This is a genomic window from Kitasatospora sp. NPDC091335, assembly GCF_044757205.1.
GTDB lineage: Bacteria > Actinomycetota > Actinomycetes > Streptomycetales > Streptomycetaceae > Kitasatospora.
Genome location: NZ_JBIVUM010000006.1, coordinates 89,832 through 103,344, shown reverse-complemented (window position 1 = coordinate 103,344; position 13,513 = coordinate 89,832). Strand labels below are relative to the sequence as shown.

11 protein-coding genes are annotated in these 13,513 nt (G+C 73.4%); 5 read left to right on the top strand and 6 right to left on the bottom strand.

Annotated elements, in window-relative coordinates:
• Positions 1–114: 114 nt before the first annotated feature.
• Entirely contained in the window at positions 115–1,698 is a 1,584-nt protein-coding gene (locus ACIQOW_RS16125) for a cytochrome P450 (protein WP_401084744.1), read from the top strand.
• Positions 1,699–1,788: 90 nt separating this feature from the next.
• On the opposite strand, the gene ACIQOW_RS16120 is transcribed toward ACIQOW_RS16125, so the two are convergent.
• Together ACIQOW_RS16120 and ACIQOW_RS16115 are read right to left on the bottom strand one after the other, a co-directional pair.
• Positions 1,789–2,475: an MBL fold metallo-hydrolase gene (locus ACIQOW_RS16120; protein WP_401085287.1), complete on the bottom strand. Its 687-nt coding sequence runs from the start codon at positions 2,473–2,475 to the stop codon at positions 1,789–1,791.
• Positions 2,476–2,554: 79 nt separating this feature from the next.
• Complete coding sequence (locus tag ACIQOW_RS16115) at positions 2,555–3,013, bottom strand: Lrp/AsnC family transcriptional regulator (RefSeq protein ID WP_401084741.1); 459 nt, start codon at positions 3,011–3,013, stop codon at positions 2,555–2,557.
• Between the two features lie 203 nt (positions 3,014–3,216).
• On the opposite strand from ACIQOW_RS16115, the gene ACIQOW_RS16110 reads away from it, so the two are divergent.
• The 3 genes from ACIQOW_RS16110 (at position 3,217) to ACIQOW_RS16100 (ending at position 6,123) form a co-directional block, all read left to right on the top strand.
• The gene (locus tag ACIQOW_RS16110; RefSeq protein WP_188300730.1) at positions 3,217–3,846 is read left to right on the top strand and encodes a LysE family translocator; all 630 of its coding nucleotides are present in this window, start codon (positions 3,217–3,219) and stop codon (positions 3,844–3,846) included.
• A 232-nt stretch (positions 3,847–4,078) separates the two neighbouring features.
• On the top strand, positions 4,079–5,440 hold the full coding sequence (locus tag ACIQOW_RS16105; protein ID WP_401084738.1) for a CoA transferase: 1,362 nt from the start codon (positions 4,079–4,081) through the stop codon (positions 5,438–5,440).
• Between the two features lie 47 nt (positions 5,441–5,487).
• Positions 5,488–6,123, top strand: a complete 636-nt coding sequence (locus tag ACIQOW_RS16100; RefSeq protein ID WP_401084735.1) for a DUF6461 domain-containing protein — start codon at positions 5,488–5,490, stop codon at positions 6,121–6,123.
• A 40-nt stretch (positions 6,124–6,163) separates the two neighbouring features.
• Here ACIQOW_RS16100 and ACIQOW_RS16095 read toward each other — a convergent pair whose 3' ends face one another.
• Positions 6,164–6,763, bottom strand: a complete 600-nt coding sequence (locus ACIQOW_RS16095) for an HdeD family acid-resistance protein (protein WP_188300727.1) — start codon at positions 6,761–6,763, stop codon at positions 6,164–6,166.
• Positions 6,764–7,007: 244 nt separating this feature from the next.
• On the opposite strand from ACIQOW_RS16095, the gene ACIQOW_RS16090 reads away from it, so the two are divergent.
• Positions 7,008–8,828, top strand: a complete 1,821-nt coding sequence (locus ACIQOW_RS16090) for an NAD-binding protein (protein WP_401084731.1) — start codon at positions 7,008–7,010, stop codon at positions 8,826–8,828.
• Between the two features lie 120 nt (positions 8,829–8,948).
• Here the strand turns inward: ACIQOW_RS16090 and ACIQOW_RS16085 are convergent, their stop codons facing one another.
• The 3 genes from ACIQOW_RS16085 to ACIQOW_RS16075 all read right to left on the bottom strand — a co-directional run bounded on the left by ACIQOW_RS16085 (position 8,949) and on the right by ACIQOW_RS16075 (position 13,509).
• Positions 8,949–9,734: an enoyl-CoA hydratase gene (locus ACIQOW_RS16085; RefSeq protein WP_401084728.1), complete on the bottom strand. Its 786-nt coding sequence runs from the start codon at positions 9,732–9,734 to the stop codon at positions 8,949–8,951.
• Between the two features lie 157 nt (positions 9,735–9,891).
• Entirely contained in the window at positions 9,892–12,606 is a 2,715-nt protein-coding gene (gene aceE, locus ACIQOW_RS16080; protein ID WP_401084726.1) for a pyruvate dehydrogenase (acetyl-transferring), homodimeric type, read from the bottom strand.
• Between the two features lie 210 nt (positions 12,607–12,816).
• Positions 12,817–13,509, bottom strand: a complete 693-nt coding sequence (locus ACIQOW_RS16075) for a GntR family transcriptional regulator (protein WP_401084723.1) — start codon at positions 13,507–13,509, stop codon at positions 12,817–12,819.
• Positions 13,510–13,513: the final 4 nt, after the last annotated feature.

The following is a 13,513-nucleotide window of genomic DNA, read 5'->3' as shown; positions in this document are numbered from 1 at the left end:
GCTCGTACGACCATCGGGGCGGTTTGACAGCGCGCATCATTCGCTCACTAAATGTGCATCATCGCGTACGGTGCGTATCGGAACGGCGCCGTCAAGAAGCAGAGAGGTCCCGCCTTGGAGACCCCGACGGATACCTCGGCGCCCACGGCCGACATTGCCGAGCCCGCCGCCACCGCGCAGCCGACCGTCCCAGCACAGGCGACGGCCCCGGAGCCGGCGACCGCCCCGGCGAAGGCCGAGGGCCGCGAGGAGCCGGCCGAGTCGGCCGAGCCGACCCCGGCCGCCGATGTGTCCGAGCCCGCCGAGGCTGCCGAGGCGTCCGAGCCCGCCGACGCATCCGAGGTGTCCCAGCCCGCCGACGCATCCGACGCATCCGACGCATCCGAACCCGCTGATGCAGCCGAGGCCGCTGACGCCTCCCAACCCGCCACCGCGCCCGAGCCCGCCACCGCGCCCGAGCCCGCCACCGCGCCCGAGCCCGCCGACCTCGCCGACCCCCGTTTCTGGCAGCTGCCCGCCGCCGACCGCGCCGCAGCCTTCGAGGAGCTGCGCCGCCGTCCCGGCCCGGTGTTCTTCGGTGACCGCGCTACCGGACGGGGTTTCCACGCGTTGGTCCGCCACGCCGACGTGGTCGAGGCCAGCCGGACCCCCGCCGTCTTCCTCAGCGGGCCCGGCGTGACCACGCCCGCCCCGGCCCGCTGGGTCCGGCTGCTGTTCGGCGACTCGATGGTCAACCTGGACGACCCCCGCCACGCCCAGCTGCGCCGGATCGTCTCGCGGGCCTTCACCCCGCGGCTGCTCGACCGGGTCGAGGAGGACGTCCGGCGGATCAGCACCGAGCTGGTCGACCGGATCGAGCGGGAGCGGCCGGAGGACTTCGTGAGCGCGGTCGCCGCCGAGCTCCCGTTCCAGGTGATCTGCACCATGATGGGCATTCCCGAGCGGACGCGCCGCGCCATCCTCGACCTGGTCAACCGCAGCTCCGAGGACATCGGGGTGGCCCGCCCGCTGCGCCGCCGGTTCCGGGCACCGGGGCGGGGGCTGCGGGCCCTCGGCCGGATGCAGGGCATCGTCGCCGGGATCGGCCGCGAGCGCCGTCGCCGACCGGAGGAGGACCTGATCTCCGCGCTGGTCACCGCCGACCTGGACGGCCGCCGGCTCACCGGGCGCGAGCTGGGCGCCTTCTTCAGCCTGCTGCTGGTCGCCGGGGTCGAGACCACCCGCAACGCGCTGGCCCACGGCCTGCACCTGCTGACCGTCCACCCCGAGCAGCGCGCCCTGCTGCTCGACGACCTCGACGGGCGGCTCGGCGGTGCGGTGGACGAGATGATCCGTCACGCCACGCCGATCATCCAGTTCAACCGGACCCTCGCCGTCGACCACGAGCTGGGCGGCACCGGCGGCACCCTGCTGCGGGCGGGGGAGAAGGTCGCGCTGTTCTACGGCTCGGCCAACCGGGACGAAGTGGTGTTCCCCGACCCGGACGCCTTCGACATCACCCGCACGCCCAACCCGCACCTCGGCTTCGGCGGCGGCGGTCCGCACTACTGCCTCGGCGCGCACCTGGCCCAGCAGGAGATGACGGCGCTCTTCCGCGAGCTCTTCACCCGGCTGCCCGAGGCACGGTCGGTCGGCGAGCCGCAGCTCGTCCCGTCCAGCTTCGACCACCGGGTCCGCTCGCTGCGCTTCACCTTCTGAACCCGTCTGTTCCGAACCGACTGTTCCGAACCACCTGGACCTGCTGAACCGGTGGAACCTTCCACACGGCCGGCCCCGGTGGGTCCGCCGCTAGTCGGCCGGTTCCCAGACCGCGTGGTCGTGCGCGAACAGCACCCGGCGCGGCCCGTACTCCGCGACCCGGTCGAGCCAGGTCCGGTAGCCGGGCAGCGGCGCGGCCACGCCCTCGCGCGCCGCCCGCCGGGCGAGCACCGCCTGCCCGTACTCGGAGGCGAAGTCGTACGCCTGCCCGGCCAGCAGGACCGGCCCGCCGCCCGGGCGGTCCACCAGCACCGACTGGTGGCCCCCGGTGTGGCCGGGCGTGGGCAGCACCCGGACGCCGGGCCAGACCTCCGCCTCGCCGTCGAGTTCGCGGTGCTCGGCGCCGGGGAAGTCGACCAGCGCGTCGATGGTGTACCCGCCGTTCCTGGCGGCGGCCAGCTCGGCGGCCTGGGCGAGGACTGGCGTGCCGGCGAACAGCGGGTTGCCGCCGCAGTGGTCGAAGTGCAGGTGGCAGTTGACCACCAGGTCGATGTCGGCGACGGCGACCCCGGCCGCGGCGAGCGCCTCCGGCAGCGGGCGGCGGACCGGACGGTAGTGCGCCTCGGTCTCCGGCTCGCCGCCGCCGATCCCGGTGTCGAAGAGCAGCAGTCCCTCCGGACGCCGGACCAGGTAGGCGAGCACCGGCTCCACGCGCGGCTCCGGGCCGCCCGTCTCGCCGGCCGGCCGGACGAAGTACCCCAGGTCGAGACGGCGGATCACGCGCAATTCAGCCCCCCACGTCGCAGTGCGTCGCTCTGCCCTCGTACGGGCGGCCGTGCGGGCCCCCGTTCGCACCCTACCCGCCGACCGGCAGCCCCCGGTCGGCCTTCACCTGCTTCATCGTCAGGTGCGAGTTGACCTGCGCGATGCCCGGCAGACCGGACAGCACGTCGGTGATGAAGCGCTCGTACGCGGCGATGTCGGCCACCGCGATCCGCAGCAGGTAGTCGGGCTCGCCGAACAGGCGGTGCGCCTCCACCACCTCCGGCAGCTCGGCCACCCGGCGCTCGAACTCGGCGACCGTCATCTGGTCCTCGTGACGCATGGTGATTGTCACGAAGGGCTGGAAGCCGCGCCCGACCGCGGCGCCGTCCAGTAGCGCGCGGTAGCCGCGGATCACGCCGTCCTGCTCCAGCTGGCGCACCCGGCGCAGGCAGGGGGAGGGGGTGAGGTCGACCCGGGAGGCCAGTTCGGCGTTGGTCAGCCGCCCGTCCTGCTGGAGCTCGCGGAGGATTCTGCGGTCGATTCGGTCCATGGCGCAACATTCTGCCAAAACGCCGCTCCGACCAGCAGGAAGTGGCCATCGCGTGCCAGTCGGATCCGGCTACCTTCAGTGACCGAACCGGCCGCCGGGACGCCCTGGCCAGCTGCCGGGACCCCCGGCAGACCGCCGGAACGCCCCCGGCCGCCGCGCCGGGTCCCACACCGTGACGAGCACGACAGGCCACGCCCACGCCCATGGACACCCACGCCCTCCTCCTCTTCCTCGGAGTCGACCTGCTCCTGGTCTGCACTCCGGGCCCAGACTGGCTCTACATCGCCGCCCGCGGCCTCGGCCAGGGACGGCGCGCCGCGCTGATCGCGGTCGGCGGGGTCTGCGCCGGGTACGCCGTCCACACCCTGCTCTCCAGCGCCGGACTGGCCGCCGCGCTGCGCGCCGTCCCGGCCGCCCTGCCCGTGCTGCGACTGACCGGCGCCGCGTACCTGCTGGTGCTGGCCGTCATGATGCTGCTGGCGCTGCGCAAGGGCGGGGGCGCCGCCGCCCTGACCGCGCCCAAGCCGCAGCCCACCGCGACGGTGCTGCGCCAGAGCGTGCTGACCGCGCTGCTCAACCCCAAGGGGCTGCTGCTCTACCTCTCCCTGGTGCCGCAGTTCGTCGACCCGGACGCCGCACTGCCGGTCGGCGGGCAGGTGCTCGCGCTCGGCTCGCTCAACGTGTTGGCCTGCGCGGTGGTGTACGGGCTGGTCGCCCACGCCAGCGGGCGCCTCGGCGGGCGGTTCGGCGGCACCCCGCAGGCGGCCCGCCGGATGACGATGGTCTCGGCGGTACTGCTGATGCTGGTGGCGGGCGTCACGGCGAGCGCCTGAGAAGGGGAGCACAATGCCGGGCATGACCGATCGTCCGTTGCCCGCAGGAACCGTAGGAACCGTAGGAACCGCAGGAACCGTAGGAACCGCAGGACCTACTGGACCCACAGGAGCCCCTGGAGTCCCTGGGACGCCTGGAACTTCTGGAACTCCCGGGCCCGCCGCAGCCGCCGACCGCCCCACCGCCCACGCCTGGGCGGCCCTCGGCGGACCGGCCGGACTGCTGGAGCGGGTGACCTTCCACGGCCCGGACGACGTCCTGCCCTCCGGTCTCCCGGTGCGCCGGCTCGCCCGGGCGACGGTGGCGGTCTGCTCACTGGCCGCCGCCGAACTCGCCGCCCACCGTGGCGGTGCGCCCGTTCCCGCCGTCCGGGTGGACCAGGGCGCGGTCGCCACCGCCTTCGTCAGCGAGCGGCACCTGGCGATCGACGGCCGTACGCCTGTCGGTTTCGCCCCGCACTCCGGCTTCTGGCGCACCGCGGACGGCTGGGTGCGGACCCACGCCAACTACCCGCACCACCGCACCCGGCTGCTCTCCGCCCTCGGCCTCGCCGCCGACGCCGGGCCCGAGCAGCTCGCCGAGGTGCTCCGCGGACTGCCAGCCGAGCAGATCCAGGAGCGCGCGTACGAGGCAGGGGCGCTCGCGGTGGCCGTCGCGCCGGTGAGCCCGGCCGTACACCCCCTGGTGGAGCACCGGGAGATCGGTGCCGCGGCCGGGTCCGCACCGGTGCGCCCGCTCGGCGAGGCTCCCGTGGACCGGCCCGCCGCCGGGATCCGGGTCCTCGACCTCACCCGGGTGATCGCCGGACCGGTCGCCACCCGCACCCTCGCCCTGCTGGGCGCCGACGTCCTGCGCATCGACTCGCCCCGGCTGCCCGAGGCCGAGGACGCCCACGCGGACACCGGCTTCGGCAAGCGCTCCACCCGCCTCGACCTCGCCGAGCCGGCCGACCACGCGGTCTTCGAGGAACTCCTCGCCACCGCGGACGTCGTGGTCAGCGGCTACCGCCCCGGCAGCCTCGACGCCCACGGCCTGGGCCCCGGGGCCCTGTTCGCCCGCCGCCCGGACCTGATCCTCGCCCAGCTCTGCGCTTGGGGCTGGACCGGCCCCTGGGCCGGTCGGAGGGGCTTCGACAGCCTGGTCCAGGCGGGCGTCGGCATCGCCGCCCACGAGGCGGCCCACGAGGCGGCCCCCGAAACAGCCCACGAGGCGGCCCACGACTCCGGCGCGGACGGCCGCCCCGGCGTGCTGCCCGCCCAGGCGCTCGACCACGGGACCGGCTACCTCGTCGCCGCCGCCGTCCTGCGCGCGCTCACCGACCAGCGCACCCACCGCCCCGGTGGCCGCCACCTGCGCTTCTCCCTCGCCGGCACGGCCTCCTGGCTGCTGCACGGCATCGAACCGGAGGCGGAACCGGAAGTGCCGCAGGGAGTCCCGTCCGGGCCGTACGACCCCTCCCAGTGGCTGACCGAGACCGACTCCGCGTACGGGCGGCTGCGCCACGCCCTGCCGCCGATCGGCTACGAGGGCGCGCCGGCCGACTGGTCGCGCCCGCCCGGGCGCTGGGGGACGGACGAGCCGGTCTGGCTCTGACGTGCCCGGGTGACCCGCTGTCCGAGGGGTCTGGCAGCATCACCGCCATGACCGCACACGCCACCGACTACACCTGGTTCGAGGCGCGCTACCCGGGCCTGGCCGAGGCCTACTGCCTCACCCGGGTCCAGGGGCTCACGCCCGACGAGCTGCTGCGCCGCTTCGACGCCCTGCCGGGGAGCGACGCCGTGGGCCTGGAAGCGGTGACGGCCCGCTCGGAGGCCTACGAGGACGGGGCGGACGCGGAGGCCGGGGCGCTGTTCGACCCGGCCGAGGACCGGTTGCTCGTCGCGGTCACCGAACTCGACGGCTGGGCCCTCGCGATCGAGCCCTACGGCTACCTCGGCGTCCTGGACACGGTGATCCCCCGGCTCGGCGAGGGCACCCGGCTGGTCTCGCACTTCCGCGACGTCAACGCCGCGGACCACTTCCACTGGTGGGAGCACGGCACTCGGCGGCTCCACTTCGAGCCGCTCTTCCCCGACCAGCGGGACGGTACGGACGCCGAGGCTCCCGGTATCCCCGAGCTGCTGACCGCCTGCGGTTTCGAGCTGGAGACGGAGGAGCACGACCTGTGCGGCGAGGCCGCGTTCGCGCTCGCCGAGCGGCTGACCGACGCCCGGCTCAGCCCGGAGCGCCTGGAGGCCGCCACCTACCGGATCGGCTACGCGCCGCGCCCGTGACGCCTCCGGTATGGGGTGGGCAGCCTTCGGGAGGCGCCGGTCAGACCCCCGCCGGGATCCGCTTGGCCCGGCCGCGCACCTGCACCGCCGTGACGATCTCGACCAGGCCCAGGATCACCAGCCAGCAGCCGGCCAGCACGGTCAGCGCGGAGATCGACCCGACCGGCCACACCATCAGCAGCACGCCGGCCAGGGTGTTGGCCACGCCCGCGAAGGCCTGCCAGCCGCGGGCGGGCATCAGCGGGTCGGAGATCGCGGCGGCGAGCTGGGTGATGCCGCGGAACAGCCAGCCGATCCCGATCCAGAGCGCGAGCAGCAGCAGCGACTGCACGGCGCTGCGGAAGCAGAGCAGCCCCAGCAGGACGCAGATCGCGCCGCTGATGAAGGCCAGCACCCGCAGTGCGGTGGTGGAGTGGGTGCCGAACGCGGCGACCAGCTGCACGATGCCGATCACCAGCAGGTAGAGGCCGAACAGCACGCCCACCACCAGGAGCGTCTGCCGGGGCCAGGCGAAGACCACGATTCCGAGGGCGAGCGAGGCGAGTCCGGCGACCAGCAGGACCTGCCAGGCGGCCTTGGCGAGCAGTCCGAGCGGGCCCTGGACCGGGGCACCGTCGGGAGTGATGATCGGAGGGGCCACGGTGGCGTACTCCTCGGGCTGGCGCCGGGCGACGGGTGACGTGCCGACCGTGTGATGCCGCGACGGCCGGTGTGGGGCGTCGGGTCACGATCGGTGTCGGGTCGCCCGGCTGGCGGGCAGGGAACGAACCCCAGCCTCCGCGCGTCACCGCCGGACCGCGCGTCGGGTTCGGCCGTTCGGGGGATTCTCCTCGGTCACCGGAACGACATCCCCCGGCCATTCTCCGTCGATACCGTCTGTCGGTATGACTTCTGAAGGGTGGGGGACCCCTCCGGTCGAGCCGATCAGCCAGCACTACATCGTCTGCGGGGGCAACGCGCTGGCCCACCGACTGGTTCGGGAACTCGTCGAGCACTACGAGGTCCCGGTCGTCGTCCTGGTCGCCGACCGAACCCGCGACCACGCGCCGCAGATCGAGCAACTCACCGGCGTCGCCGCGGTCGTGGAGTACGCCAGCGTCACCGAGGAGGCGCTGCGCGCGGTGTCCATCGGCACCGCGCGCGGCCTCGCCCTGGTCGAGGGGAGCGACCAGGAGAACATCCACACCGCGCTCAGCGCCCAGAACCACAACCCGGACATCCGCATCGTGTTCCGGATGTTCAACCAGCGGCTCGGCGAGAACATCGAACGGCTGCTCAAGAACGGTGCCGCGCTCTCCGGTTCCGCCACCGCCGCCCCGGCCTTCGCCTCCGCGGCGCTCGGACGGCCCAACTCGGTGGAGATCGAGGGACGCTACCTGCACATCGCGTTCGACGACGACATCACCGCCGACCGGATCTGCGTGGTCGCCGACCAGATCGACCGGCAGGACGTCGGCAGGATCAGGCTGCTGCCCGAACAGCAGGGCGATTCGGCCGAATTCGTCCGGCTCGCCAGCGAGTTCGGCGACGACGGGCCGATCCGTCCCGGCACCGTACGGCGCGAACCGGTACCGCAGGCCGACCCGGCCCCGGAGGAGGAGTCGGGCGGCCGTGCGGCGCTCCAGGTGCTGCGGATCGAGCCCCGGGAGCCGACCGACTGGAAACGGCGGCTGCGCTGGCGGGTGCTCGACACCATGCGCTTCTTCACCAGTGCCCGGATGAGGCTGGTGCTGCTCACCGCCTTCGCGGCGGTGTTGCTGGCCTTCGGGGTGCTCTGGTACCTCAACCGGAACTTCGGCTGGACCGTCTACATCGCACTGCTCGACCTGGCCGGCGCCGCCCAGCCGGACCAGCTCGCCGACATCTCCTCGGGGTCGGGCACCGGCGGGTTCTGGCAGCGGGTCGCACAGGTGGTGATCACCGTCTGCGGGATCACCTTCGCGCCGGTCGCCACCGCCATCGCGGTCGAGGTGCTGGGCTCCGGGCGGCGCGGGCAGCCGCGCAACCCGGGGGCGGGCACCCGGGACCACGTGATCGTCGTCGGTCTCGGCAACGTGGGCACCCGGGTGGCGACCCAACTGCACGACATGGGCGTACCGGTGGTCTGCATGGAGCGGGACCCGCAGGCCCGCGGCATCGCCGCCGTACGGGCGCTCGGGATTCCGGTGGTGCTGGGCGACGGCCCGTTCGAGCAGCAGCTGCGCCGGGCCAGGCTGAAGCACAGCCGGGCACTGGTCGCGGTCAGCGGGGACGACGCCACCAACCTGGAGGCGGCCCTGGAGGCGCGCCACGGCAATCCCGAAGTCCGGGTGGTGGTGCGGCTGTTCGAGGACGACTTCGCGAGCCACTTCTACCGGACGCTGGACAACGCGGCCTCCCGGTCGGTGTCCTACCTGGCCGCGCCCGCGTTCGCGGCGGCGCTGATGGGGCGCGAGGTGCGCGGAACACTGTCGGTGCTCCGGCACGTGCTGCTGATCGCCGAGCTGAAGGCGGAGGACGGCAGCCGGCTGATCGGGCTTAACCGGCATGACCTGGAGGATCCGGGCGGGGTCCGGGTGATCGCGGTGCGCTTCGCCCACGGTGGGCAGTTGCAGTGGAACTTCCCCGACCGCACCCGGCGGCTCGCCCCGGGCGACCAGATCGTGGTCGCCGCCACCCGCAGCGGGCTCGCCCGGCTGAACACGGTGGCGGTGGGGGAGGGGTGAACTCGGCTGACAGCTGACAGCCGACACCTGGCAGAGGCCGGAAAACAGAAAACAGAGTTCAGCTGACAGATTTCAACATCTGAAATCTGTCAGCTGAACTCTGTCTGCCGTCCCGCGCCGTCAGCGGTTCTGGAACTCCGGCGGGCGCTTCTCGGCGAAGGCCGCCATGCCCTCCTTCTGGTCCGCCGTGGCGAAGGCGGCGTGGAAGAGCCGGCGCTCGAAGCGGACGCCCTCGGCCAGGGTGGTCTCGAAGGCGCGGTTGACGCTCTCCTTCATCATGACCGCCGCCGGGGTGGACATCGCCGCGATGGTCCCGGCGGTGGCCAGCGCCTCGGTGAGGAGTTGGTCCGCCGGGACGATCCGGGAGACCAGTCCGGCCCGTTCGGCCTCCTCTGCGCCCATCATCCGACCGGTCAGGCACAGCTCCATCGCCTTCGCCTTGCCGATCGCCCGGGTGAGCCGCTGCGAGCCGCCGATGCCGGGGATCACCCCGAGCTTGATCTCCGGCTGCCCGAACTTCGCGGTGTCCGCCGCCAGCAGCACGTCGCAGAGCATCGCCAGCTCGCAGCCGCCGCCCAGCGCGAACCCGGCCACCGCCGCGACCACCGGCTTGCGCAGCGCGCCGATCCGGTCCCACGGGCCCAGCCAGTCGTCCAGGTAGACGTCAGGGAACCTGTTGCCCTGCATCTCCTTGATGTCGGCGCCGGCCGCGAAGGCCTTCTCCGAGCCGGTGATCACCAGACAGCCGATCTCCGGGTCCCGGTCGAAGGCGGTCGCGGCGGCGACGACCTCGTTCATCAGCCGGGTGTTCAGCGCGTTGAGCGCCTTGGGCCGGTTGAGCGTGATCAGCCCCACCCGGCCCCTGCGCTCGACCAGGATCGTCTCGTAGGTCTCGGTCTCGGTCATCGCCGTCGACTCCCATTTCCGCTGCTCGGCGCCCGCGGGCGCGCCCTGACCACCCAACGATCTACGACGCGCCCCGCCTCGCGCCAGTCTTGGTATGCGAGACGCCGGTCACCAGGTGCCGGAGGCGGGGGCGATGGGAGGGGCGGAGCCGGGCCGGTCAGAACCGGACGCCGTACCGCTCCGCCGCCCGCCGTACGGTCTCCGCGTCGACCTCGCCCCGGCGGGCCAGCGAGGCGAGCGCCGCGACCGTCACCGACTCGGCGTCCACCCCGAAGTGCCGCCGGGCCGCCGCCCGGCTGTCCGAGAGGCCGAAGCCGTCGGTGCCCAGCGAGGTCCAGTCCTGTTCCACCCACGGGCGGATCTGGTCCGGCACCGCGCGCATCCAGTCGCTGACCGCCAGCACCGGCCCGGGCGCCCCGGCCAGCGCCCGGGTCACGTACGGGACGCGGCCCGCCGCCCCGGTGCCGGCCGCGGCCCGCGCCAGGGCGTCCGCGTCGCAGTCCAGCGCCTCGCGGCGCAGCTCCGTCCAGGACGGCGCGGACCAGATGTCGGCCGCCACACCCCACTCCTCGCCGAGCAGCCGCTGCGCCGCCAGGGCCCAGCGCACGGCGGTGCCGGAGGCGAGCAGTTGGAGCCGCGGCGCGGCGGCGGGCAGGGCGGCGGCGTCCGCCGTGCGGTAGCGGTAGAGGCCGCGCAGGATGCCGTCCACGACCCCCTCTCCGTCCGGGAGCGCGGGCTGCGGCAGCGGCTCGTTGTAGACGGTGAGGTAGTAGAACACGTCCTCGCCCTGCGGGTGCTGCTCGTCGGCGCCGTACATCCGGCGCAGTCCCTCGCGGACGACCACAGCGACCTCGTAGCCGAACGCCGGGTCGTAGGAGAGTGCGGCCGGGTTGGTGGAGGCGATCAACTGGGAGTGCCCGTCGGCGTGTTGAAGGCCCTCGCCGGTCATGGTCGTCCGGCCGGCGGTGGCGCCGATCAGGAAGCCTCGGCCCAACTGGTCGCCCAGCGCCCACATCTGGTCGGCGGTGCGCTGCCAGCCGAACATCGAGTAGAAGATGTAGAACGGGATGACCGGCTCGCCGTGGGTGGCGTACGCGGTCGCGGCGGCGGTCAGCGATGCCATCGAGCCGGCTTCGGTGATGCCCTCGTTGAGGATCTGGCCGGTCGCCGACTCCTTGTAGTGGAGCAGCTGGTCACGGTCGACCGGGTCGTAGGTCTGCCCCAGTGGTGAGTAGATGCCCGCGCTCGGGAAGAGCGACTCCATGCCGAAGGTACGTGCCTCGTCCGGGACGATCGGCACCCAGCGCCGGCCGGTCTCCTTGTCCCGCATCAGGTCCTTGACCAGTCGGACGAAGGCCGTCGTGGTGGCGATCTCCTGCCCGCCGGAGCCCTTGAACAGCGCCTCGAAGGGCTTGGCGGGCAGGTCGGGCAGCGGGGTGAAGCGCACTCGGCGGGCGGGCGCCGGTCCGCCCAGCGCGGCGCGGCGCTCGCGCAGGTAACGGACCTCGGGGGAGTCCGGTCCCGGGTGCGCGTACGGCGGCATCCTGTCGTTCAACGCACTGTCGGGGATGGGGAGTCCGAGAAGGTCGCGCATCGCCCTGAACTCCGCGCCGGAGAGCTTCTTCATCTGGTGGTTGGCGTTGCGGGACTCGAAGCCGGGGCCGAGCGTCCAGCCCTTGACGGTCTGCACCAGTACGACCGTGGGCGCGCCCCGGTGCTCCAGCGCCGCGCGGTAGGCCGCGTACACCTTGCGCGGCTCGTGGCCGCCGCGGGAGGTGGCGACGGTCTCGACCAGCCGCCGGTCGTCCACGGTGTCGGCGAGCGCCCGCAGTTCGGGGGAGCCGTGGAAGAGGTGCGCGCGGATGTACGCGGCGTCCGAGGCGGCGTAGGTCTGGAACTGTCCGTCCGGCACCTCGCCCAGCCGGCGGACCAGCGCGCCCGTGGTGTCGCGGGCCAGCAGCTCGTCCCAGGCCTCGCCCCAGAGCGACTTGACCACGTTCCAGCCGGCCGCGCGGAACCGGCGTTCCAGCTCCCGCACGATCCTGCCGTTGCCGCGCACCGGCCCGTCCAGGCGCTGCAGGTTGCAGTTGACCACGAAGGTGAGGTTGTCCAGCTGCTCGCGGGCGGCCAGGCCCAGGGCGGCGGTGGCCTCCGGCTCGTCCATCTCGCCGTCGCCGAGGAAGGCCCAGACGTGCGAGCCGGAGGTGTCCTTGATCCCGCGCGCGGTCAGGTACCGGTTGAACCGGGCCTGGTGGATCGCCGAGAGCGGTCCGAGGCCCATCGAGACGGTCGGGAACTCCCAGAACCAGGGCAGCCGGCGCGGGTGCGGGTACGAGGGCAGGCCGTCGCCGCCGGCCTCCTGGCGGAAGCGGTCCAGCCGGGCCTCGGAGATCCGGCCCTCCAGGAACGCCCGGGCGTAGACGCCGGGGGCGGCGTGGCCCTGGACGTAGAGCTGGTCACCGGAGCCGTCGGCCTCCTTGCCGCGGAAGAAGTGCTGGAAGCCGACCTCGTACAGCCAGGCGGCGGAGGCGTAGGTGGCCATGTGCCCGCCCAGGCCGCCGCGGTGGTTGCCCCTGGTCACCATGGCGGCGGCGTTCCAGCGGTTCCAGGCGGTGATCCGGCGCTCCATCTCCTCGTCGCCGGGGAACTCGGGTTCGGCGGCGCCGGGGATGGTGTTGACGTACGGGGTGTCCAGCAGCGGAGGGATGTCGAGCCGGCGCAGTTCGGCGTGCTCGACGAGGCGGCGCAGCAGGTGGGCGGCGCGGTCGGGGCCGCCGAAGTCGCGGGCGGCGTCGAGGGACGCGCGCCACTCCGAGGTCTCCTCGGGGTCTGGGTCTGGCAGCTGGTCGAGCTGGGACACGGGCTGGGACACGGTGGATTCCCCTTTGCGGTGCGCTTCAGGTGTTCATTCCGGGATGCGGAATGACATTCCTCTCCATGGAATTATTTGGACGGTAAGGAGCACTCTGGTGGCGCGTCAAGCGATACTGGCGAGTAATTTGAGAGATGATCGATCATCTTTGTGCGAACATTATCGATGGAGGGAAGGAGAACCCGCGAGGTGGACGGCTGCGTGGAGGGTTCAGTCGGAGTGCCGGGCGTCCTCGTCCTGCGCGCTCCCGCGTCGGGCGTACTCCAGGACGTGCTCGGCCAGCAGCCGGCCGGCCTCCGGGTCCTGCCGCCGGAACGCCTCGATCAGCGGCTGGTGGTCGGCGGCGTTCTCGTGCAGCTCGGGCCGGACCCGGTGCAGCGAGAGCACCGTCCACACCTCGACCCCGAGACCCTCCCAGGTCCGCAACAGCGTCCCGTTGCCGGAGGCGGCCACGATCTCGCGGTGGAAGGCCACCCCGTGCCGGGCCTGGCCGAGCGCGTCGCCCGCCGCCGCCGCGGCCGCCATCCGCTCGGCGTGCCGCTCCAGGGCGGTGGTGTCGCCGGCCAGCCGGACCACCGCGGACTTGGCGGCCAGCCGCTCCAGCGAGGCCCGCACCTGGTAGACCTCCAGCAGTTCGGCCGGGCCGATCTCGCGCACCCGCACGCCCCGGTTGGGCTCGGCGTCGAGCAGCCCGAGAGTCCCGAGCGCCCGCAGCGCCTCCCTGACCGGCGCCTGGCTGACCTTCAGCTCGACGGCCAGGCGCCGCTCGACGATCCGGTCGCCGGGCTGCCAGCGGCCGTTCAGCAGGCCCTCCAGCAGCAGCCCGCGCACCTGCTCGCCCAGCGGGACCCTGGACAGCGGGTCGGTTTCCCCGGCCGGGGGCGGCGGGACCGGGTGGTTCATGGCG